This is a genomic window from Guptibacillus spartinae (assembly GCF_028610625.1).
GTDB lineage: Bacteria > Bacillota > Bacilli > Bacillales > Guptibacillaceae > Guptibacillus > Guptibacillus spartinae.
Genome location: NZ_JAQQWU010000011.1, coordinates 120,110 through 142,137 on the forward strand (window position 1 = coordinate 120,110; position 22,028 = coordinate 142,137).

The 22,028-nt window shown below is 39.5% G+C and carries 22 protein-coding genes, 2 pseudogenes and 1 riboswitch; of the genes and pseudogenes, 10 read left to right on the forward strand and 14 right to left on the reverse strand.

Annotated features, from left to right (window positions below; genetic code table 11):
• Positions 1 to 861 precede the first annotated feature (861 nt).
• Both PQ511_RS17525 and PQ511_RS17530 read right to left on the reverse strand, forming a co-directional pair.
• Positions 862 to 1,050: a hypothetical protein gene (locus PQ511_RS17525; RefSeq protein ID WP_226656118.1), complete on the reverse strand. Its 189-nt coding sequence runs from the start codon at positions 1,048 to 1,050 to the stop codon at positions 862 to 864.
• A 129-nt stretch (positions 1,051 to 1,179) separates the two neighbouring features.
• Entirely contained in the window at positions 1,180 to 3,351 is a 2,172-nt protein-coding gene (locus PQ511_RS17530) for a UvrD-helicase domain-containing protein (protein WP_273853224.1), read from the reverse strand.
• A 139-nt stretch (positions 3,352 to 3,490) separates the two neighbouring features.
• Between PQ511_RS17530 and PQ511_RS17535 the strand changes: the two genes are divergently transcribed.
• From PQ511_RS17535 to PQ511_RS23770, 3 genes and pseudogenes are all read left to right on the forward strand, one after another.
• Positions 3,491 to 3,715: a hypothetical protein gene (locus tag PQ511_RS17535; protein ID WP_226656122.1), complete on the forward strand. Its 225-nt coding sequence runs from the start codon at positions 3,491 to 3,493 to the stop codon at positions 3,713 to 3,715.
• Between the two features lie 22 nt (positions 3,716 to 3,737).
• Positions 3,738 to 4,076: a hypothetical protein gene (locus PQ511_RS17540; protein ID WP_273853226.1), complete on the forward strand. Its 339-nt coding sequence runs from the start codon at positions 3,738 to 3,740 to the stop codon at positions 4,074 to 4,076.
• A gap of 152 nt (positions 4,077 to 4,228) precedes the next feature.
• A pseudogene (locus tag PQ511_RS23770) lies at positions 4,229 to 4,303 on the forward strand (YjcZ family sporulation protein); the annotation flags it as partial.
• Positions 4,304 to 4,395: 92 nt separating this feature from the next.
• On the opposite strand, the pseudogene PQ511_RS17550 reads toward PQ511_RS23770, so the two are convergent.
• Positions 4,396 to 5,571: pseudogene (locus PQ511_RS17550) on the reverse strand (ABC transporter permease).
• A gap of 212 nt (positions 5,572 to 5,783) precedes the next feature.
• On the opposite strand from PQ511_RS17550, the gene PQ511_RS17555 reads away from it, so the two are divergent.
• Positions 5,784 to 6,311, forward strand: a complete 528-nt coding sequence (locus PQ511_RS17555) for a hypothetical protein (protein ID WP_273853229.1) — start codon at positions 5,784 to 5,786, stop codon at positions 6,309 to 6,311.
• Positions 6,312 to 6,457: 146 nt separating this feature from the next.
• Positions 6,458 to 6,928 carry an RNA deprotection pyrophosphohydrolase gene (gene ytkD / locus PQ511_RS17560; RefSeq protein WP_273853230.1) on the forward strand — a complete coding sequence of 157 codons (471 nt, stop codon included), beginning with the start codon at positions 6,458 to 6,460 and terminating at the stop codon, positions 6,926 to 6,928.
• 74 nt (positions 6,929 to 7,002) lie between these two features.
• Here the strand turns inward: ytkD and PQ511_RS17565 are convergent, their stop codons facing one another.
• The 5 genes from PQ511_RS17565 to pckA form a co-directional block, all read right to left on the reverse strand.
• The gene (locus PQ511_RS17565) at positions 7,003 to 7,857 is read right to left on the reverse strand and encodes a cation diffusion facilitator family transporter (RefSeq protein ID WP_273853231.1); all 855 of its coding nucleotides are present in this window, start codon (positions 7,855 to 7,857) and stop codon (positions 7,003 to 7,005) included.
• A gap of 178 nt (positions 7,858 to 8,035) precedes the next feature.
• Positions 8,036 to 8,836 carry an ABC transporter permease gene (locus PQ511_RS17570; protein WP_273853233.1) on the reverse strand — a complete coding sequence of 267 codons (801 nt, stop codon included), beginning with the start codon at positions 8,834 to 8,836 and terminating at the stop codon, positions 8,036 to 8,038.
• On the reverse strand, positions 8,817 to 9,593 hold the full coding sequence (locus PQ511_RS17575) for an ABC transporter ATP-binding protein (protein WP_273853234.1): 777 nt from the start codon (positions 9,591 to 9,593) through the stop codon (positions 8,817 to 8,819). Before PQ511_RS17575 ends, PQ511_RS17570 begins: the two co-directional genes overlap by 20 nt.
• Before the next feature lie 11 nt (positions 9,594 to 9,604).
• Complete coding sequence (locus PQ511_RS17580) at positions 9,605 to 10,600, reverse strand: ABC transporter substrate-binding protein (RefSeq protein ID WP_273853235.1); 996 nt, start codon at positions 10,598 to 10,600, stop codon at positions 9,605 to 9,607.
• A gap of 234 nt (positions 10,601 to 10,834) precedes the next feature.
• Positions 10,835 to 12,418, reverse strand: a complete 1,584-nt coding sequence (gene pckA, locus PQ511_RS17585; protein ID WP_273853237.1) for a phosphoenolpyruvate carboxykinase (ATP) — start codon at positions 12,416 to 12,418, stop codon at positions 10,835 to 10,837.
• A gap of 474 nt (positions 12,419 to 12,892) precedes the next feature.
• Positions 12,893 to 13,002, forward strand: a riboswitch (SAM riboswitch).
• A gap of 204 nt (positions 13,003 to 13,206) precedes the next feature.
• Between pckA and metK the strand changes: the two genes are divergently transcribed.
• Complete coding sequence (gene metK, locus PQ511_RS17590) at positions 13,207 to 14,403, forward strand: methionine adenosyltransferase (RefSeq protein ID WP_273853239.1); 1,197 nt, start codon at positions 13,207 to 13,209, stop codon at positions 14,401 to 14,403.
• A gap of 201 nt (positions 14,404 to 14,604) precedes the next feature.
• Here metK and PQ511_RS17595 read toward each other — a convergent pair whose 3' ends face one another.
• The 5 genes from PQ511_RS17595 to PQ511_RS17615 form a co-directional block, all read right to left on the reverse strand.
• Positions 14,605 to 15,933 (reverse strand): nucleotide sugar dehydrogenase, encoded by a 1,329-nt coding sequence (locus PQ511_RS17595; RefSeq protein WP_273853240.1) that lies wholly within the window; start codon positions 15,931 to 15,933, stop codon positions 14,605 to 14,607.
• A gap of 14 nt (positions 15,934 to 15,947) precedes the next feature.
• Positions 15,948 to 17,093, reverse strand: coding sequence for a glycosyltransferase family 4 protein (locus tag PQ511_RS17600; protein WP_273853241.1), 1,146 nt, complete (start codon positions 17,091 to 17,093; stop codon positions 15,948 to 15,950).
• Positions 17,094 to 17,110: 17 nt separating this feature from the next.
• Positions 17,111 to 17,629 carry a phosphatase PAP2 family protein gene (locus tag PQ511_RS17605; protein ID WP_273853256.1) on the reverse strand — a complete coding sequence of 173 codons (519 nt, stop codon included), beginning with the start codon at positions 17,627 to 17,629 and terminating at the stop codon, positions 17,111 to 17,113.
• Positions 17,630 to 17,769: 140 nt separating this feature from the next.
• Positions 17,770 to 17,988: a hypothetical protein gene (locus PQ511_RS17610; protein ID WP_098444611.1), complete on the reverse strand. Its 219-nt coding sequence runs from the start codon at positions 17,986 to 17,988 to the stop codon at positions 17,770 to 17,772.
• A 71-nt stretch (positions 17,989 to 18,059) separates the two neighbouring features.
• Positions 18,060 to 18,575 (reverse strand): gamma carbonic anhydrase, encoded by a 516-nt coding sequence (locus tag PQ511_RS17615; protein ID WP_273853257.1) that lies wholly within the window; start codon positions 18,573 to 18,575, stop codon positions 18,060 to 18,062.
• 90 nt (positions 18,576 to 18,665) lie between these two features.
• On the opposite strand from PQ511_RS17615, the gene PQ511_RS17620 reads away from it, so the two are divergent.
• From PQ511_RS17620 to PQ511_RS17630, 3 genes are all read left to right on the forward strand, one after another.
• On the forward strand, positions 18,666 to 19,478 hold the full coding sequence (locus tag PQ511_RS17620) for an alpha/beta hydrolase (RefSeq protein WP_273853243.1): 813 nt from the start codon (positions 18,666 to 18,668) through the stop codon (positions 19,476 to 19,478).
• Positions 19,479 to 19,525: 47 nt separating this feature from the next.
• A complete protein-coding gene (locus PQ511_RS17625) occupies positions 19,526 to 20,566 on the forward strand; it encodes a tetraprenyl-beta-curcumene synthase family protein (RefSeq protein ID WP_273853258.1) in 1,041 nt (346 codons plus the stop codon).
• A 66-nt stretch (positions 20,567 to 20,632) separates the two neighbouring features.
• Positions 20,633 to 20,935, forward strand: a complete 303-nt coding sequence (locus PQ511_RS17630) for a hydrolase (protein ID WP_224592979.1) — start codon at positions 20,633 to 20,635, stop codon at positions 20,933 to 20,935.
• 28 nt (positions 20,936 to 20,963) lie between these two features.
• Here PQ511_RS17630 and mnmM read toward each other — a convergent pair whose 3' ends face one another.
• Positions 20,964 to 21,536, reverse strand: a complete 573-nt coding sequence (gene mnmM, locus PQ511_RS17635) for a tRNA 5-(aminomethyl)-2-thiouridylate-methyltransferase MnmM (protein ID WP_273853245.1) — start codon at positions 21,534 to 21,536, stop codon at positions 20,964 to 20,966.
• A gap of 190 nt (positions 21,537 to 21,726) precedes the next feature.
• Here mnmM and PQ511_RS17640 point away from each other — a divergent pair, with 190 nt between their 5' ends.
• Positions 21,727 to 21,918, forward strand: a complete 192-nt coding sequence (locus tag PQ511_RS17640; protein ID WP_273853246.1) for a hypothetical protein — start codon at positions 21,727 to 21,729, stop codon at positions 21,916 to 21,918.
• The last annotated feature ends 110 nt before the right edge of the window (positions 21,919 to 22,028 follow it).

Below are 22,028 nucleotides of genomic sequence, written 5' to 3' on the forward strand. Positions count from 1 at the left end.
AAGTTGAAGTTATCTCGATTTCTTGACAGTTTTCAGTCATGGATTTTGAAAATTCCTTTTAGGACGAGAGGATATAGGCTAGAAATGGGTGCATTTGTTTTCAAGCTTTCTATGAAAAGATATTATCAGAACATTTAGTACTAACGCAGTATTTTCATTTCTTTTGGAAGGGAAGATTGCTTAATGCCCTCATGATCGAGTAGAATGAATGTGGATCAAAAATCAACTCTGAAGGAGATTTGTATGAACAATAATAAAAAAGCAATCTTTATATACATTCCAAAGTCTAAAGTTGATGAAGCCAAGAAAAACATGAAGAAAAATGATTAATAGATAACGAAAAAAGAAGTCGAGCCTGAGTAATACGGGCTCGACTTCTTTTGGTTATAAGTAATAGTAAAATTTCAATTGCTTTATAAATGATAAAAAGAATTAAATAAATGAGATGATCGCTGCGATGACGGCGATTGCGCCAATAATCATAAGAATTGTACGTACCATTGCTATTCCTCCTTGATAAAGTCAATATAGTTCATCCATAACTCTAATTTTTTGTTTTTAGAATAATGCACTAACAACAAATGCAACAACGACCACAATACCGATAATAACTAGAACTTGTTTTAACATGTTGACTTCCTCCTTCAATCTAGCAATGTTCTTTGCTACTAGTGTTATACCCTTTACACTTTTTATATCAAACCTTTTTTCATGAATAATAGGTCTAAAAGACTAATGAAAGGAAAGGATTCTGTTTCATTATAAAGATGTTATATTTCCCTTATATGCACGATTCGGTTTAATTAACAAGAAAACCAGCCTTACCCATAATATGGAAGGCTGGTTTGTAAATGAGATCTATTATTGATGAAGGTTCACTTTCATACGCTCTTGTTGAAAGAATTCCTTTAACTCTGGGTTAAGGTAATCCGGCTCCTTGTCATTTAAGTTCAGTCGAATCAGCTTACCCTCTAGGTAGTCCATTATTCCGATAATCGTACCGTTTCCAAGCTGTTTCTGAAAGATGGTTTCGTAACGAATGCTGCTCATCGGAGCCCTCCTGTTGCGCGTTTTTTTCTACTATAGCACGTTTGAAGGCTGAAATCTGTAAGTTAAACGTCTCTTAAATGATTTGTAATCAAAGCGCAACAATGCTTAACACGTTGACATCATTCAGACTTATTTTACAGTTTTTTGTGATACGATCATCGGCCGATCGCATAGAGGACAAGACTTTTCAGGAGGTTGCTTATCGCCATCAATCTTCATCCATCCCTTGCAGAATTCACTGCTACAAACCCATGCTTTTGTCGTTTTGCCTTCTTGCACGATTTTCTTTTTAAAGGCATCTGTTAAAAAACGAGAAACTGGTGTTTGTTTGCCAAGATGCTTTTCAGGAGAACAAATGTAAAGTTCTTCTTTGGCGCGAGTAATCGCCACATAACAAAGTCGACGTTCCTCTTCAAGATCGGCGGTTGGGTTTTTCATGTATAGTTGCTTTTGAGAAGCTTCTTTATCTTTCATGGAGCTCAGCGCAGAGACATGTGGCAGAATTGTTTCTGATGCGCCTATGACGTAAACTACTGGGAACTCAAGTCCTTTTGCTTGATGAATGGATAATAGGGATAAGGTGTTCGTGGCACTTGCCTTTTGTTTGTGTTCATTAAATCGTTGAATGATCCGATCAACATATGCCAGAAATTCAGGGATTGTTTCAAAGCGAGAGCTTGAGAACTCTAGCTCGTCCATCATTTCTTTAAGCGTTGTTTTGTGAACCGTTAAGGCTTCGTCGTTCGCACTATCTAGGTGTTTCATATAATCTTCGCGTAACAATTGAATCGCTTTCTGTGGTTGATGCCGCTTAGCTTCTTGAATTAGGCGTATGCGTCGGTCAATTGACTTCTTCTGGAAATCACGAAGCGTTTTCCAGGATTTCAAATGTATTAAAGGAAAATCAATTGGATCTACAAAATGCTCCATTTCGATATGACGCATGCCAGCTTCTTGATTAATAAATAGAGAGGGTAGTATAGCTGCTGTAGCATCCAGGTTTTGATGTTCATAGGCAAGACGTAGATGTTCCATCATACCTTTAATGACGGACTGTTCATAAAAGACCTGTTTCATTCCTTGCGCATTAAAAGGGATATCCTGCTCAATCAATTGTTCAAATATAGCTCGTGCGTTCGTATAGGTTCTCGTTAATATTGCGACATCTTTCCAGTCTCTGTTCTGTTCACGGATATGACGAAGAACGTATCCAGCTTCATCTTCTGTTGTTGCAGGTCTAAGATAGAATGGTTGCTTTCCATCTTTATTTGTTGCATTCATCGTTTTAGCTCTACGGTAGGTGTTATGTTTAATGACATGATTACCAAGTCCCACGATCGGAGGGGCGGATCGATAATTTGTGTCCAGTGTAACCACTTCTGTATCTGGATAGGTTCGATCAAATTCTAAAATAATGGAGCTATTCGCACCATTGAAGGAATAGATGACCTGATCGTCATCTCCAACGACAAATAAATTGTTCTGTGGAGCAGCGATTTGCTTAATCAGTTCATATTGAATCGGATTCGTATCTTGAAATTCATCAACTAAAATATAGTGAAACCGATTTTGCATTTTTTGAAGAAGGGCAGAGTTTTGATTAAATTCTCGGTACATAAAAACAAGAATATCGTCAAAGTCCATATAATGATTGGCTGTCTTCCACTCTTCGTATTCTGTGTAAGCTTTTTTCAGTTCTTCCGTTTCTTTACGATCAGGAACATCGCTTGGTTCCATCATTTTAACTTTACAGGATGAGATCGATGAAAGCATAATTTCCGGTAAAGATGCTTCTGGACTTTTCATCTTTTTTAAGATGTTTTTCATAATAATTTGCTTATGCCGATCACTATTTAATATTTTTTGATTATAGCCAAGGCTTCTTAATAATTTCAGAAAGATGGAATGAAATGTCCCTGCGGTTAATCTCCGCGAGTCTTGAGGTGAGACACCTGGCAAGCGACTAATCCGCTGGCGCATTTCTTCAGATGCTTTTCTAGTAAACGTAATAAGGAGAATGCTAGAAGGGTCTTTCTCTTTAACGGTCATAAGGAAAGCTGTTCGTGCTGTTAAAACCGAGGTTTTTCCACTTCCAGCTCCTGCAATGGTTAGAAGAGGACCTTCTGTATGTTTGACTGCTTTCGTTTGAGGTTCATTTAGACGTATCCCTTTTTCTTCTAATGCATGAAAAAAAGCCTGTTCTGCTTCATCTTCCAATGGTCTGATCGACGAATGGGGTGTTAAAGGAGCAGAAAGGTCCAATTCAGTTACTGCTTGATGTGGTGTTGTAGTAAAATTCATGATCATCACCTGAGTTCTTATGGATTCATCCCCTCATTTTAACACAAAATTGAGCGATTTCGTTTCTAATGAAAAGATTAATCTTGATCTGAAACGGGTAAAGTGACTAACACGATAGGATAAAGAGGAGGAAAAAGCGATGGATAAATTTATTCAGGTAGTAGTCGATCATGATAAGAAACAGTTCCATGTTGAGCCAGAAGCAACGAAAGATACAAACTACGATGAGCGAGTTGAAGAAGCGAAGAAGCAGGGCCGGGACGTTGGGTCATTTCACTCCCGACTTGACACAGTTGAGAAAACAATTGATGCTGCTCAGCATGAATACAAAGGATATAGCCATTCGGAAGTGAGTCCAGTTTAATTTATCATGGAGGTGAAAAGCAATGATGCGTGAAACGTATTTTGTAACACCAAAAGGTGAGCTTCATGAGACGAATGTTGGTACCCAAATGAATGCATTCGAAATTAGAGCAACAAAAGAAGAGAAAATGGAAATGGAACGTGCGATTGAGAAGCTGCGTTCCCAGAAATATGTGCAGCAAAATGATTTCTTTTCATTGAACCATTATAACGAAGAGGAAGTAGACAGCCATCGTGACTGGACAGATGAAGCGATTTATAACCTCTATGAAATGATCCATCGATTAGGAACAGATAAGACAAAAGCGCAAATTGATCAAATGGGTGTATTATCTGCACTTAACCATAATACGAGAAATTAAGAGGCTTAAGCCTCTTATTTCTTTCTAAACAATTGTGATTTAAGTAAAGAATAAGGTTATTTTCTAGAAGAACTCCGCTCATGCCCTTCCTAAATGATCTTAGCTACATAAAGTAATAATGTAGTGAATGAATTTTAAAGAGGGGGATAAAGATGAGCGGCGGAGGATATGGTAAAGGATTTGCGTTAATTGTTGTCTTGTTTATCTTATTAATTATTGTAGGTGCTGGCGCGTTTGGCGGCGGCTATGGTCCAGGACCAGGATACGTTGGCGGAGCAAACTACAATCCTTATTGTTGTTAATGAGGAAGGGGAACTGACTATGGAGAGTCAGTTCCTCTTTTTTTTGTTTGTCTCTTTTTCTTAGTTTGTATGTAAGAAATCAGTAGCCCTTCCAATAGAACGATGAAAGCTTGGTGAACGGTTGGAAGTTGAATAAAACTATATAAGACGGATTGAAAGAGCAATAAACACAAAATCATTTTATCAATCGAATGGGACATGTGATTGTTTTGAAGGATAACGAGAAAGGTATCACGGAACTGTTCCTTTCTTATTGCAATCAATTGTTGATAGGTTATCCATAGACATAGAGGGACAAATAAATAAGTGATCACCTCACTGGAAAAATAGGAAAGAAGGAGGGCCCCTAAAAATACTAATCTTATATAGATCCAGATATACGATCCTTTACGGGAAAAAGTTCGAACTGAGAGATAAACTTGCGGGTCCTTTACTTGAATGAATGCAAGAATACATCCAAGGTATCTTCGTGTCCGTACGAGATTTTGTAACGATGGTACATCAACGAATAGATTAGCAAATCGTTCGAATCGATTTTTCTGCGATGCTTAAAGTTCAATAAGCCTTTCCCACTGTAGCACCATCTTCTTAGATGGTAGGGAAGTAAGAAATAAGAGAATAACCGACAAAATGAAAGAAATCCAAAAAGCACCTAACAAAGCAGCGTAGAGTGCCAAACTGTTGAAGATAAACAGATAAAGTCTCACCCACTTTTTCTTTACAAAGTAAGAGTGGATAACGACAAGTAAAGACAGGAAACTAAGGACGAGTAGAAGGAGAGCCCCCCATATAAAATCATACGTTTGAAAAACAACCTTTATTAATAATGGGGTAGTGAGTAAACCAGTAAAGATCACGATTAAAAGCGAGCGAAGGTAAGAATAAAAAGCGCTATATTGAATGTATTTCTTCATACGTCCCTCATAGGCAAGTAGAAAAACCTTATCAGCTGGAAGTAGAAAGAACTTGACTTCGAGTGAACTGATGACACCGCTTATGATTAGCGCAATCACAAGCAACGATGGAAAATCTTCTGAAAGTGTTGTGAGAAATCGTTGATAGTAGACCGCTCCAATGCCACCTAGCAGAAGTAAGGCAATGAGAAAGCCCCCTTGGAAAATATAGCTTAAATAGCTGAAGCGATGGCGTAAATATTGCAAGAACCGCTTTTTCCATAGTTTTGTCAATGACATAACTCCTTTCTGTAAGGTTCACTAAATGAATCGAAACATTTCGTTATCTGTATTCGTCTTATTAGTGTAATGGATTTCAATGAATTTGCATCCTGCTTTTCGATATTATAGTAAAAAAGACTTAAATGTCGACTAGTTTGTTTGACACTTGACTTCATGAGGAAAGTGTTTAGTAGAGATGAAATACTACAATAATTTAAAGGATGAGTAAATTGAAAAAATACATAGGAATCGCCATGTTGGTCGGTGCGCTTACATTCACTTCTGGCTGTGGAACGAACTTATCAAAAGTTGCGGATGAGCATTCTCAGATGATGATCTCTTCGATTGAAACGAAGGCAGAAGCAAAGACGAGCTCAGTGGAAAAACCTGATGTCGAAAAACTATCAACAGAAATCGTTGATCGAATCGTACAAGAAACAGATGCAAATTATAAGGTAGAGGAATTTCAGTCAATTGAGGAAGTGGAGCAACATTTACAGGAAGTAGCATCAAAAGAACTGGCTTCACAAATTGCTGATGTTTATTTTGAAGAACGTGATGGAGCCCTATACCTTATTCCTACAGAAATTTTTCCATGGGTTAATACAGATAAACCTTATGAATTAAATCAAAAAAATGAATTTGAATATGAACTAACTCAGTCAAACGAATCGGAATTATATGGTGCTTACACAATTAAGATCAATTATGTTTATGAAAACAATCACTGGATCGTTAAGAACTTTGAGGTTAAATAAGACAAACGCACGGTTAAATGCCGTGCGTTTTATTATGAGCTTTTATGAGTGAAGCAGCTCGTATTTCTCTTTTTGAATAGGGGGATTGGACAAGGACCGTCTACTCTTTTACAATAAAGTAAGAAACTAAAGGACGAGGTTATCAAATGAGCGAATTTAAGTTTACAGACTACTATCATAATCAGGTCACTCTTTCTTTCCAGGACCATCCATACTCTTCAGCACCTAAGCATGTCTGGGTTATTTGTCGCCTCGGTAATCAGTGGTTGTTAACGGAACATGCAAGAAGAGGCATTGAGTTTCCTGGTGGTAAAGTGGAGGAAGGCGAAAGTGCAGAAGAAGCTGCCGTTCGTGAAGTCTTCGAAGAAACGGGAGGCGTTGTGAAGCGTCTAAACTATGTTGGACAGTATCGAGTGGAGGGAAAAGGTGGAACGATTATTAAAAACGTTTACTATGCTGACATCGAGCGTCTCGTGAAAAAAGATGATTATATGGAGACGAGAGGACCTGTCCAGCTGAAATCGCTCCCAGAAGACCTACACTTAAATGAGCGCTATAGCTTTATGATGAAGGATCAAGTCCTTACGTACAGTTTAAAACATCTTAATTATTTGTAGTAAAAGCCGCAAGTGAAAATGAGAATAGCAATCTAAAAAAGCCAGTACAGTGTACTGGCTTTTTGGGCAATCGATTAGATGGTTTCTTTTCCTGGTTCAACATGAATAATCGCATTCCGAATGTCGTACTCTTTTTCCAACTGTGCTTCAATTTTGTCTGTAATTGTGTGCCCTTCTTTAATGTTTAGGTGAGGCGCTACTTCTACTACTGCATCAACGATGATCTTATTTCCAGCCATCCTTGCTTTAATATCTACCAGCGTCTCCACACCTTCAATTTCTTGAATGGTTGCTTCAATATCATTTAATTTCTCTTTATCAAAACCATCAGTCAGCATGAGGGAGGAATCCTTGAAAATATCGTAAGCAGTCTTACAGATGATAAGGCCAACAATAAATCCCGTTACAGGATCAAGCCAGTGCATGTTAAATCGTGCGCCAATAATTCCAATAAACGCTCCAAGGCTTACAAGGGCATCGGATAGATTGTCTTTTGCAGCAGCCATTAGTCCGTGACTTTCCGTTTTTTTAGCGAGTCTGTAATTATAAAAATAGACGCTTCCCATCACAAACATTCCCAGAAGGGCAACCCAGGCAGACGTTAATGGTGGAGATGATACTGTTCCGTTAATTAAAACGGTGGCCGTGTGAAAAAGGACCTGAATACCAATCGCAAACATCACAAAAGAGGCGAATAGGGAAGAAACCGTTTCTGCTCGAGAATGGCCATATGGATGATTAAGATCGGCTGGTTTAAGAGAAATCCTCATTCCAATTAAGACGGCAATTGATGCAACAATATCCGATGCATTGTTCCAACCGTCAGCTAACAGCGCCTCTGAACCAAAGAGATAACCAGCACCTAATTTTATAATGGAAAGGAATAGGTAGGCAGCAATGCTAAGCCATACGCCTCTCAGTGCATTCATTTTCTTCACCTGTCTTTAATTAAGTAATATGTTCTTCTATATGCTAGCAGATGGCGTTAGGGTGGGTCTATAGCAATCATTTTGCCAAAGGTAAGACGTTTAGGAACACAACAGGTTTGTAACCTATGGCTAACTAGTTTGCCCACTTACAACAAAAAAAGCCCCTTTGAAAAAGGAGCTAATGTTTAATCAATTTTCGTTCCAGCCATTCAACACCAAGGTACATAATAGACGAGAAAATCGCAATCATTAATAAGCTTAGCAAGACGAGTGTGAAATTGAAGACTTGGAACCCATAGATAATCATATAGCCGAGTCCCTGTTTCGATACGAGAAATTCCCCCACAATGACCCCTACCCACGATAACCCCACGTTTACTTTTAGTGTAGAAATGATAGCGGGAAAAGAAGCAGGAAGAATCACCTCGCGAAAAATCTGTTTTTTATTTCCACCAAATGACCGAATCACTTTAATATAATTTGGCTCTACCGTATGAAATGAGTGGAAGATCACGAGTGTTGTGATAATAATTGAAATAGAAGCACCCATTGTAATGATGGAAACGTAGCCTGGTCCAAGTGCAACGATAATAATGGGACCAAGAGCTACTTTAGGCATGGAATTTAATACGACGAGGTAAGGATCAGAAATTCTAGACGCTTTCCGTGACCACCATAGAATGGCAGCGAAAAGAGTTCCAAGTAACGTCCCTAAAATAAATCCTGCAATCGTCTCGAGTAACGTTACTGTTGTATGAAGCACTAATGAACCATCCTGAAGCTTTGTTAAAAAGAGAGAAGCAATTTTAGTTGGATAACTAAACAATAAAGGATCAACCCAGGTATACCGTCCTGCAAGTTCCCATAGAGAAAGAAACGCGAATAGAATAAAAATCTGCCAGGTTACTATCTCTTTTTTTTCTCTTTTTAACTTTTTGACGTACTGTTCGTGCTGTTTCTCAAGTAGGAGATTGTTCAAGAGAATCAAGCTCCTTCCAGATTGATTGAAAATTGGCAGAAAAGGTAGAATCATTTCTAGCTTCAAAAGGCAGTAAAGTTTGAAGTTGGGAAGGAACTTGAAAGATTTTAGCGATTTTACCTGGTCTCGGAGATAAAAGGATGATACGGTCTGACATGGCAATAGCTTCACCGATATCATGCGTCACGAGTATAGCCGTTTTTTGATGCGCTTTTAACGTTTTGAAGACCAGATCTTCAAGTTTCAGTTTTGTTTGATAATCAAGCGCTGAGAAAGGTTCATCTAATAAAAGAAGATCGGGATTCGTTGCAAGTGTTCGAACGAGGGCAACACGCTGCCTCATTCCGCCAGAAAGCTGATCTGGATAGGCGTCACGTACGTCAGAAAGCCCCATGCTCTCAAGTAATGCTAATGTGTCTTCTTTTCTCTCAGGAGTCAATTTGTTTAAGAGCTTTAAACCGATATAGCAATTTTCTTCAATGGTTTTCCAGGGAAACAAGTAATCTTGTTGAAGCATATAGCCCATACGCTCTCCTGGTGATTGGATGATTTCGTTTTGAAGAGAAACACTGCCTTCAGTTGGCCGTAACAACCCTGAGATAATGGATAACAAAGTGGATTTTCCGCACCCACTTGGACCCAGAAGCGATACGAATTCACCTTCAGAAATGGAAAACGAAAGATCAGATATAGCTTCCTTTGCAGCACTTTTCGTTAAATAAACATGTGAGATTGCATTTAGTTGAAGGAAAGACATGGTATTTCCTCCTATTGTTGAGCCTTTTCTGCATAGCTGTTATTTACTAATTTACTATAATCGACACGCTTTGGAAGTTCTCCAGCTTCATCCATAATATTTTGTAGGTTATTCCATTCTTCTTCGTCTAAAGTAGGGTTAGTAGCGAAAGAATGTTGGCTTTTATAGCGATCGACTACTGTTGTAATTAGATCAAGGTCGGTATCTTGGAAAAAGGGTTCAATCGATTTTGCGATCTCTTCAGATGAGTGGGTATCTACCCATAATTGAGCTTCATAAAGGGCTTTAGTAAATCGTTCAGCCACATCCGAATTTTTCGTTAAATAACTTTCTTTTGCCATATATCCTGTGTAAGGTATTTTTCCAGATTCTTTGCCGAACGACGCCACGATATGGCCGACACCCTGTTCTTCAAAAACGCTTGCAGTCGGTTCGAATAGTTGAACATAATCCCCAGTACCTGATGCAAATGCGCTTGAAATGTTGGCGAAATCAATATTTTGAATGAGGTTTAAATCATCTTGTGGATCAATGCCTTTTTGTTTTAGAACATATTCTCCTGCCATTTGAGGCATGCCGCCTTTTCGCTGCCCTAGAAATGTGCTTCCTTTCAAATCTTCCCATTTAAAATGATCGACTTTTTCTCTTGAGACAAGGAAGGTTCCGTCTGTTTGTGTAAGCTGAGCAAAATTTATTACAGGGTCATCGGTGCCCTGTGCAAACACATAAATGGAGGTCTCAGAGCCGACTAAGGCGATATCGGCACCATTTGAAAGCAGAGTGGTCATTGTTTTGTCTCCACCCCATGTCGTGGTTAACTCGACGTCAATCCCATGCTTCTCAAAGATTCCTTCTGAAAGCGCCACATATTGAGGTGCATAGAAAATCGAACGTGTTACTTCAGCTATGCGTACTTGATCATGACCAGTATTCGAGCCACAAGCGGTTAGAACGAGGAGAAATACACCTATAAAAATACTGCATCGAAATATCCAGCTTTTTTTCATTGTTTAGCCCCCACAGTTGTTACATGAGATAGGCTCATGTTTAAGATACTATAGCCTATGTATTCCGTAACATTGTGTGTTTGGCATATATATAAAATGGTTGAAGTAGACAAGATGGCGTTGTTTTCAGTGAGGGGATAATTATGGGGTCCATTACGAGAGAAATTCAAGTGGATGGTTAAAAAATACTTAAGATAAAGAAAAAAAGCACCAGTTAGGTGCTTTTTAATAAGTTTACACGTTAGGACCAGCATTTCTAATTTCTTCAGATACGTTTGAGAATTTCTCGAAGTTTTTGACAAATTGGGTAGCAAGTTCTTTTGCTTTTACATCATAATTTTCTTTGTTTTCCCAAGTTTGTTTTGGTTGCAACACCTCTGCAGGTACCCCTGGACAATGAGAAGGAATATGCAATCCAAAAATAGGATCTGTGATCGTTTCAATACGATCAAGCTCTCCATTCAAAGCAGCTTGAATCATAGCTCTTGTGTAGGATAGTTTCATCCGCTTCCCAACACCATATCCGCCACCAGACCAACCTGTGTTCACAAGGAAAACTTGAACATCGTGTTCCATGATTTTCTCACCAAGCATTTCAGCATAGCGATGAGCAGGTAATGGTAAGAACGGTGCGCCGAAGCAAGTAGAGAAAGTAGCTTCCGGTGAAGTGACGCCTCTTTCGGTTCCAGCAAGCTTGCTCGTATACCCAGAAAGGAAGTGGAACATGGCTTGTTCCTTCGTTAGCTTGCTGATTGGCGGGAGAACACCGAAAGCGTCAGCAGTTAAGAAGATAATTGTATTAGGATGACCGGCTACGCTAGGAATAGCAATATTAGGAATGGCATCGATTGGATAGGCAGCACGGGTATTTTCAGTTAAACTCGTATTATCGTAATCTGGCTCTCGTGAATCCTTATCCATGATGACATTTTCTAGAACGGTACCAAAGCGGATCGCATCCCAGATTTCAGGTTCTTTTTCTCTTGATAAGTTGATGCATTTAGCATAGCAACCGCCTTCAATATTGAAAACGCCGTTCATGGACCATCCGTGTTCATCATCCCCTATAAGAGAACGGTGAGCATCTGCAGAAAGCGTCGTTTTACCTGTTCCAGATAAACCGAAAAATAAGGCGACATCGCCTTCTTTACCAACGTTGGCAGAACAGTGCATAGATAGGACATTGCTCTCTGGCAATAGATAGTTCATTACGGTAAAAATGGACTTTTTAATTTCGCCTGCATATTCCGTCCCACCAATTAAAACGGTGCGCTTTTCAAAGGAAATAATAATAAACGTTTCGGAGTTTGTTCCATCTACTTCAGGATCGGCTTGAAAACCAGGAGCAGAGATAACTGTGAATCCTGCTTCATGACCTTGAAGTTCTATTTCATTTGGACGTATAAAGAGTTGGTGAGCAAAAAGATTATGCCAGGCATATTCGTTAATCACCTGGATGGGTAGTCTTGATGACTGGTCAGCACCAGCAAATCCTTTGAATACATAAAGATCCTTTTTCTCACCAAGATAGTTTAATACTTTTGTGTAAAGGTTTTCAAAACTTTTTTCGGAAATTGGCTGATTTGTTTCCCAATTTACTTTGTTCTTTACCGATTCTTCGTTTACAATGAACTTGTCCCCAGGAGAACGGCCTGTGTATTTTCCAGTTTCTACTCGAAGAGCGCCGGTTGAAGAAAGTGTCCCTTCATTTTTAAATAGAGAATGTTCAACCAGTTCAGAAACTGATAAATTCACGTGTGGATTGTTCTTATTTAAGATAGCATCCAATAACGGTGAGGAGAAGGAAGCTGTTTTCATACGTTAAACCCATCCTTTATGAAAGATTTCGTTGACTGACTTGTTTAACTCAAAAATAGTATAACACATTCATATAAATATTCTATACTAATCTATGTATTTTTGCTTGAAAAGTGAAAAAAAGACGACTCACGATTTGGTTAGGTTTGATTTACCCCTTCATATATAAGAGGAGTTTTTTAGGTTCAGAAAAATAAGAGGTGCGTAGGTGATTCATTTAGGTTTATTAGTTGGCGGATTGGGCTTGCTTTACTTGTTAATTAGAGTTCCAATGTCTTCGTTTCTAATCGCTCGTCTCCGCTTTTCGTGTCTAGCTGCAGTGCCCAGCCTCTCGATCGCTTCACCCCATAAAATGAACACAAAGACCGTGTTCTTTTTATGGGGCTCCAGCGCTTGTCGAGGCTAAACGGGCGCTTCCGCTTTTTGTTATTGACACTTTCTTTTATCTGCGTTATTATATGTCGAGAATGGATACTCTTATCCCGAGCAGGCGGAGGGACAGGCCCGATGAAGCTCAGCAACCAACTCCTATACAACAGGATTAAGGTGCTAACCTGCAAGACAATAGTCTTGGAAGATAAGAGGCGAAAGGCATGAGATACCAGCTCCTTTTCCCTCTAAATAGAAGGAAAGGGCTTTTTTAATGTCGTTCTAGATGATGACACTATAAAAAAAGGTAAGACGATAAGATATTGAATTCGTTCTCTCGTTTCGGCACAGGATAATAGGGAAATGAGTACCGTATCCATTACACTATAATTAGATAGAACCCTTAAGGAGGTACTTGAGTGAGTAATCGTCGTTTGTTTACTTCTGAGTCAGTTACAGAGGGGCATCCTGATAAAATTTCAGATCAGATTTCCGATGCCATTCTGGATGATATTCTTGCGCATGATCCAAATGCGCGCGTTGCCTGTGAAACTACAGTAACTACTGGTCTTGTATTAGTTTCGGGTGAAATTACAACTTCGCACTACGTAGATATTCCGAAAGTCGTTCGTGAAACGATTCAAACAATTGGATATACACGTGCAAAATACGGATTTGATGCTGAAACATGCGCAGTTCTTTCTTCAATTGATGAACAGTCTGCAGATATTGCTGCAGGTGTAAATGTCGCTCTTGAAGCGCGTGAAGGCACGATGTCTGATGATGAAATTGATGCAATTGGTGCAGGTGACCAGGGACTTATGTTTGGTTACGCATGTAATGAGACCGCGGAATTAATGCCACTTCCGATTTCTCTTGCACATAAATTAGCACGTCGTTTAAGCGAAGTAAGAAAAGAAGAAATTCTTCCTTATCTTCGTCCTGATGGTAAAACACAAGTAACTGTTGAATACGATGAAGCTGGCAAGCCGGTTCGCGTAGATACGATTGTTGTTTCGACACAGCATCATCCTGAAATTTCTCTTGAACAAATTCAGCGTAACATCAAAGAACACGTTGTGAAGCCGGTTGTTCCTGCTGAATTAATTGATGAAAAAACAAAATACTTCATTAACCCAACAGGACGCTTTGTTATCGGTGGACCTCAGGGTGATGCAGGTTTAACAGGAAGAAAAATTATTGTGGATACTTACGGCGGTTATGCGCGTCATGGTGGCGGTGCATTCTCTGGTAAGGATGCAACGAAAGTAGACCGTTCTGCTGCATACGCAGCTCGCTACGTTGCGAAAAATCTTGTAGCAGCAGGCCTTGCAGATCGTTGTGAAGTTCAGCTTGCTTACGCAATTGGTGTTGCTCAGCCTGTATCGATTGCGATTGATACATTTGGCACTGGGAAAGTTTCCGAGGAACGTCTTGTGGAGCTAGTAAGAGAAAACTTTGACCTTCGTCCTGCCGGCATTATTAAGATGCTTGATCTTCGTCGTCCTATTTATAAACAAACGGCAGCGTATGGTCATTTTGGACGTACGGACATTGAGCTTCCTTGGGAGCAAACAGATCGTTCAGAATCACTTAAACAGGGTGCGGGAATTTAATAAATGATGAAAAGAGGCCGGTGGTCTCTTTTTTTTGGTCTTCATTTATTTACTGGGGGGGAGTATTGAAATGATTCCATCTCGTTGTACCGGAGCGGTGGCTAGAGATGGGGGCTGACCGGCTACTAGAATGCTTTCCAACCATATAAAAATGGGGGAGAAAGTGTGACAGGACGTTAAGTATTATTCGTCACACTTTCTTTACTGAATGGATTGTACTGAAATGGATCCCAATCCTTTATAGATGTTCGGTCGTCCAATTGAACAGTAAATCAAATCATAGGTGTTGGCAATGATTCGCATTTCATCGAGCGTGTATAAGTTATGACCATCTACAATTAAAGGAAGGTTGAGTCCTTTAATGATTTTTCCCCAGTTCAGTTGTTTAACAGACACTCGCTCACTCATTAATAAAAGGGCATCACATCCTTGGACTGATTCGTAAATGGTATCCCTCTCGTTTTCTTGTTTGGCTCTCGTTTTTTCAGTATCAAACCGTTGAACAAAAGCACCTTCCTCTTTTAATTTCTTGATAACAAACTTATAAGGTGGAAGGGTTGGTAAAGCTTTCACGGCGGATGAAGTAAAAATAGCAATCTTAGCACCTTGAAGAGTACCTAGGAAATCTTTTAATTTCTGAATCAATCGTTCTGGTTGATATTGATCGATTTCTTCAAGGGCTTTAAACATTCGATTTGCGGAAGAAGATTCTTTGATCATTGAACGAAATGAAGCAAGTTCCACTAAGGTATCGGTACCTAGAAAAGAAGATCCAGGATGAAGAGAGTGCTCAGTAAATTGAGGTGTCTTTGGTAATGCCCTCTGGATCAATTCGACGTCACCCCCATATTTTTCTGCCGCCCCAGCGATCATTGTCAGACACGAGGTTTGCAATGATTGATACGTGTGATAAGCGTATCTCATTAGTTCGGCGCTAGAATGGTCCATATATTGAAGAGAGGAAGAGATCGGTTCATAGAATGTTTGCATAGCGCGACACGCTCGAAGCGAAGAAGTGCCGATAATGATTTGAGAAGGGTACATAAAATCTTTTACTGCGGAGCCTTTTCGAATAAAGTCAGGATTGCTGACAACATCGAAGGAGCGATCGGACACATCCTGTTCGATGAGAATGTCTTCTACTTTTGAAGCTGTTCCTGGAGGAACATTACTTTTAATAATGAAAGTCTTATGCTTTTTAATTGTAAGAGCGATTTTTCTTATAAATCGAAAGAAACAAGTAAGATCCGGATTTTCTTGCTCATCAACTGGAATAGGCTCAGTGAATAGAAGAATGTCTGCTTCAGAAGCAGCGGTTAATCGATTAACAGAGAAACTTAATAGGCCAGCTTTTTGAGCTTCAGTCAACATTCCTAACAATCCTTCTTCGTCCACTGGTATCTCACCTGAATGAAGTGCACCAATTTTATTTCGATCCTCATCGGTACAAACGACATCGTGACCATGAGAGGCGAAGATTGCTGATGCGGTTAATCCAATATCATTCGTACCAAATACAGCAAGCTTCATGATTTTTCTCCTTTCTATGCGTATTGTGCAAATTTTTTAACTCCGATTGTCTTCTCATAATCCTCTAATAATCGTCCGAAAATCGCATCCCATGATTGAGAAAGTGCATAACGTCGTCCCTCATAACCCATCATCCTTCGCTCTGTATCATCTGATAAAAGTCGTTTGATGGCGTTAATGTATTCGTCCTCTTTATTAGGAGAGCAGAAAATCCCATTTCGTTCACCTGATACAACGTCGGTTAGCCCTCCTGCATTTGCGGCGATAACAGGAGTTCCTGAGGCGAGAGACTCTAGTGCGACGTTTCCAAACGTTTCAGTAGCTGATGGAAAAATGAAGAGATCTGAAGAGGCATATAGCTCTGCTAACTCTGCGCCTTCTTTATAACCAGTGAATGTAACATTTCTAGGGACGTTTTCTTTGAATTGAGGCATGGCTGGCCCGTCGCCTACTACCAACCATCTTGTTTGTTGCTTTAGTTCTTCCGGTAGCTTCCACATGATTTTTTGTAATGTTTCAAGATTTTTTTCTGGAGCTAGTCGACTAACAAACAAGAGAAGATACTTTTCCTGAAAGTTGTATCGTTCTTGTACTGATTGATCTTTTCTAAGCGGAGAAAAGTGTTCACAGTTAACTCCTCTTCTCCAAAGTTTTAAGTTTTGGAACCCTTTTTCTTTTAACCGATTACGCGTTTCATTAGACGGAACAAAGGTATGAGAGAATGGCTGGTGAAACCACATGAGATACTTCCACATGACGGGTGAAAACCATTCAAGGTAATAATGTTTTAGGTAGTCATCAAAATTAGTATGGTAGGAAGCAACCATTGGTATATGATTCTTTTTTCCGTAATGCAACCCGCACACGCCAATATTAAACGGTGTTGCAACATGAAGGAGATCCGGGTTAAATCCTTGAAGCTGATTACGGATAAGACTTAATTTTGGAAGGGCAATGCGGCATTCGGGGTATAGGAAAAACTTCATACTTGTAAACCGATGAACATTACTTGTGAAGAGGTCTTCATCAGCCTGACAGTCTGGTGCGAAAAGCATATAATCGATATTCTGACGGTCCATATATGTGGTTAACTTACCGAGTGTGCGAGAAACCCCATTGACCTGTGGATAATACGTGTCAGTAAACAGTGCAAGCTTCATGGATAGTCCTCCCCCTTCTAACCTATTATGAGTGTTGAAAGAATGCCTGATCCAACACCAAGTAGTACACCAACGAGAACATCAGAAGGATAATGATGACCTAAGTAGATCCGCGATAAGGCAACTAGACTCCCAAGAGCAAAAAGGGGGAGAGCTAGTGAAGGAAGATGAAAAACAAAGGGTGTCAAAACAGAAAAGATCGCTGTCGTATGACCAGAAGGAAAAGAATGATCTTTCAGAGGATAGACGAGCATCTTTGTTTCTGGCATTGCCAAATATGGACGGTGTCTTGGATAATGTTTTTTTAATAAATGAACTGGTATATGACTTGCAGCAAGAGCAAATACAGCTTGTAATGCCCAGATCTTTAATGGAACGGGTAGCAAAGCAAGTAACATTAGTGTGCTTAAAATGGTTGCTCTAGCACCACCCACGTGCGTAACAAAACCAAATAGGGATGTCAGATACCTTGAATGACACGTTAAATTCACGAATCGAAATATGGTACACTCCCGCTCATAAAGCCATCCAACCATTTTACTCAAAAAGAATCCCCCTTCAACCTATGTGTTACCTTAAGCATATAGCAGAACTTTAATGCCACTATTAACGAAATCTTAAGGTATTGTTAAATCCAAACAAAAAAGACCAGGAATCACTTCCCTGATCTTTTCCGTCAAATTAACGTAAAATAGATAACGTAGCCAATGGCTAATGCTGTGGCGATGATGTAAACAAGAAAAATGGGGTTACTAAAAAAAGAAGACTTCACTCGCGCATTTCCTTGATTATCATATTCACCTTTTTGATTTTGTCCAAGCCTGTACGTCATAAATGCGCCAATTAGCAATGTGATGACGACGAGCACGATCAAAACCATTGTCATTTTGTACACGAAAGCCACCTCTGATCCATTAGGATTGTATTGGTAACTTTCCTCAAACATAGGACAAATATGCGCACTTTCTAGATCGGCTTCTGCTCTTTGTAATAAGCTGCTTTTTCGACATATTCCCTTCGAATTCTATTCATATCCGCCACATCATCTTCTGTTAATGTTCGAATGACCTTTGCGGGTCTGCCAAAAGCAAGAGAGTGAGGTGGAATTTTCTTTCCGGGCGGGACGAGACTTCCAGCACCGATAAAAGAACCTTCACCAATCTCAGCTCCGTCAAGAACGATGGAGCCCATTCCAATCAGGGCGTTCTTACGAATGACACTGCTATGAAGGATAACTTGATGACCAATTGTAACACCGTCCTCGAGAATGAGCTTCTTATTTGGACTCTGATGGAGAACGCAATTATCTTGAATATTAACTCTTTTGCCAATTTCTGTTGGTGCAACATCACCGCGAATCGTTGTGTTAAACCAGACGCTACTATGTTCTTCGATTGTCACATCACCTGTAATGGTAGTATAATCCGCAATATAGACTGTTTCATGAATCTGAGGTTTTTTATCGTGATAAGCATAGAGCATTCCAATCCCAACTTTCATTTAGTATAGATGAAATCCTTTTCAAAAGTAGTGTATCAAAAAGACTGGACCTACATAAGGGGGCTTATTTTCATGCGTATAAAAGAAACAGAATATGCAAAAGGGGTTATCGTGTTAGTTCATGGTGCAAATGAACACCATCGCCGATATGATTGGCTCGTTTCAAAGTGGATAGAAGCAGGATACCACGTCGTGCTTGGCGACCTACCTGGGCAAGGCGAAAGTACAAGAAGACGAGGGCATATTGATTCATTTAACCAATATATTGAAACCATTGATAAGTGGATTAAAAGAGCTCATGACTATAAGCTACCAGTATTTTTACTAGGGCACAGTATGGGAGGGCTTGCTTCCATTCGAACAATTATGGAAAAAAGACCGTCACTTACCGGAGTCATTTTATCATCCCCTTGCATTGGTCTTATGAATCCACCGAACAAAGGCGTTGATTTTCTATCCAAAGTATTAAATCCGATTGTTCCTTCACTGAGATTAAATTCGAAGCTAGAACCGAATATTGGGACGAGGAACCCGGAATTTCATAAACGCGATCAAGAAGATCCTTTAATGGTTCAAAAAGTATCTGTAAGATGGTATCGTGAACTTCTTAAGGCGATGAAAATAGCCAATGAAGGCGCAAAAACGTTTTCTAATTTACCACTACTTGTTTTGCAAGGTGGCGACGATCGAATTGTCGATAAACATGCCGTTATTTCCTGGTTCAATCGAATCCCTTTAACAGAGAAAGCGTATAAAGAGTGGGATGGGTTTTATCATGAAGTGTTCAACGAACCAGACCGTGAAGCTGTTTTTCAAACGGCTAAATCATTTGTTGAATTAAAACTTGAATTACTAGGGCGTAAGGAAAATAAGGTAAATAATTAATACAGGAGTGGGATCACTTGAAAGTACCAACTCAACCCTGGACGCTAATGTATAGCATTTATCGACGCGTCTTACCAAGGGTTCACCATGAATTAGATTATTGGAGGAAAAGGGCAGAACAAATCCCCAATCCTGAACTTAGAAAGCAAGCACTCGACAGCATCGATTCAAAAACGTTTCACTGTGAAGGCGGAGGCATTTATGGATTACTTGCCGGAAATCAGATTGATCGCTCGATTTCATTTATTGTAGCTTACCAGACGATTAGCGATTATTTGGATAACTTATGTGACCGAAGCACCTCACTTGATCCAAAAGACTTTCGTGCGCTACATGAGTCGATGGCTGAGGCTCTCTCACCTGAAAGGGAAGCAACAAATACCTATTATCGGTATCGTGAGGAAAAAGATGATGGTGGCTATTTATTAGAGCTTGTGCAAACGTGTCAGGGAGTTATGAGAGAATTGCCAAATCAAAATGAAGTACAGCTGGCCTTACTTGAACTTTGTCATTACTATTGTGATCTCCAGGTACATAAGCATGTGACAGAGAAAGAACGAGTTCCGAGATTGAAAAGTTGGTTTGATCAGCATAAACAACAGCTTCCAGAAATGACATGGAATGAATTCTCAGCATGTGCTGGATCAACTTTAGGGATTTTCTGTTTGGTTTCTTACTCATTAGGAGAAACGATGCCAAGAGGCGGTGCAGTCATGATTAAAGAAGGGTATTTCCCCTGGGTTCAGGGTCTTCATATTATGCTGGATTATTTTATTGATCAGGAAGAGGATCGAGCCGGCGGCGATTTGAATTTTTGTTTTTATTATAAAGATAATGATGAGCTCGCGAGGCGTGTGGCCCACTTTATTAAAGAAGCAGATAAAAGTGTAGAAGGCCTACCACATTCTTCTTTTCATCGCTTAATTAATCGCGGTTTGCTTGGAATCTATCTTGCCGATCGAAAAGTAATGGAGCAGAAAGATGTACGTTCACTTGCTCGAAAAATCATTCGAATTGGTGGACGATCGAGCATTTTCTTTTACTTTAATGGCTGGGTTTATAGAAGGCTTCACAAAGCTTCTCAATAAGAAACGTATAAAAAGCGCTCATTCGTGAGAAAAGAAGCCTATAGGATTTCGAAAGGGGCTCTTAAGATGAAGAAGCGTTATTACGTCGAGGTTAGTTCTGGTGAAATATTGGAAGATCAAGGCGCATCAAGCTATCATTTTGAAATTGATGCAGATGAAGAAGATATTTATCAGCTTAGTGAGCTTTTTGATGTGACTGATAAAGACAGTCGACTTTCCTTATACCGGGCTCATGTTCCTGCGATGAGTTATCATGAAGATAAAAATAATGATGACTATGATCACCACATGAAAGAAATTTACACCTTGATCCACAAATTGGGTAATCAAAAAACAAGGGATCATATTGAATCCATGGGGATTTTATGAAAATAAGGACTGCGCAGAAGCGCGGTCCTTATTTTTTGCTGATAGCAACAATATAGGGAGGATCATTGATTTGATTAATAAACTGATATTTTAGAACTTGGTAATCAGATTGATTGAGGGAGGTTGCATATTCAGTCACTTTTTCACTTTCAATTTTTCCTTCTGGATGTCCTGGATAGATGACCAGGATGAGCAGGCCTCCTGAGCGAAGTAATTGTAAAATATCCGTAACGGCCTGAATCGTTTCTTCTGGTTTTGTCACAATGGATTTATCTCCCCCGGGAAGGTAGCCAAGATTAAAGATTGCAGCTGAAACATTTCCAGCATGCTTTGGGTGAATTTTGTGATTAATTGCAGCGTGACTATCGTGGAATAAAGAAACCTGGCTAGATTGCTCAGCATCTATTAGTCTTTTCTCGGTCGATTTAATGGCATCTTGTTGAATGTCGAATCCATATACTTTTCCTGACTTTCCAACCGATTCAGCTAGAAAGAGAGTGTCATGTCCATTTCCGCAAGTACCGTCTATTGCAATGTCTCCTTTTGTTAAGGCAGACTCCAGTAGCGTTCTCGTAAAAGGTAAGATCCGTTGTAGCGTCATGAGTTATATTCCTTTCTATCACAATAAATTTTCATTCCTCTCTTATGACTTTAACACATGTATGTTAAACGATGGTTAGACCATGTATTAACGAGGTATGGCTTTATCATGTGTTATTTTTCTGCTTTTAAATTGTTTGGGAATTTGTGGTATGTGGTACAGGGAAGTAAACAACAATTGAGGTGATCATATGGCCAAAAATGAAAAGTCACATAAACAAGGTGAAACTAATAATCCTGAGCAGATACCTGATCAGGAAAAAAATCAACTGGATGAGGCTGCTTCAGAAATGAATGTGGATGCGGTACCGTTAGAAGATTTAAAAGAAGAACAAAGAGAAGAGAAAGATAAGCCTCATTCCAAAGTAATATGTACCCTATAGAGTAGACACTTTAAAAAAGTCTGCCCTGTAGGGTACTTTTATGTATAATGGGGACAAATTCATCGATGGGATATGATTCAATGAGTAAAAAAGTTTTCTCAGAAAAAGAG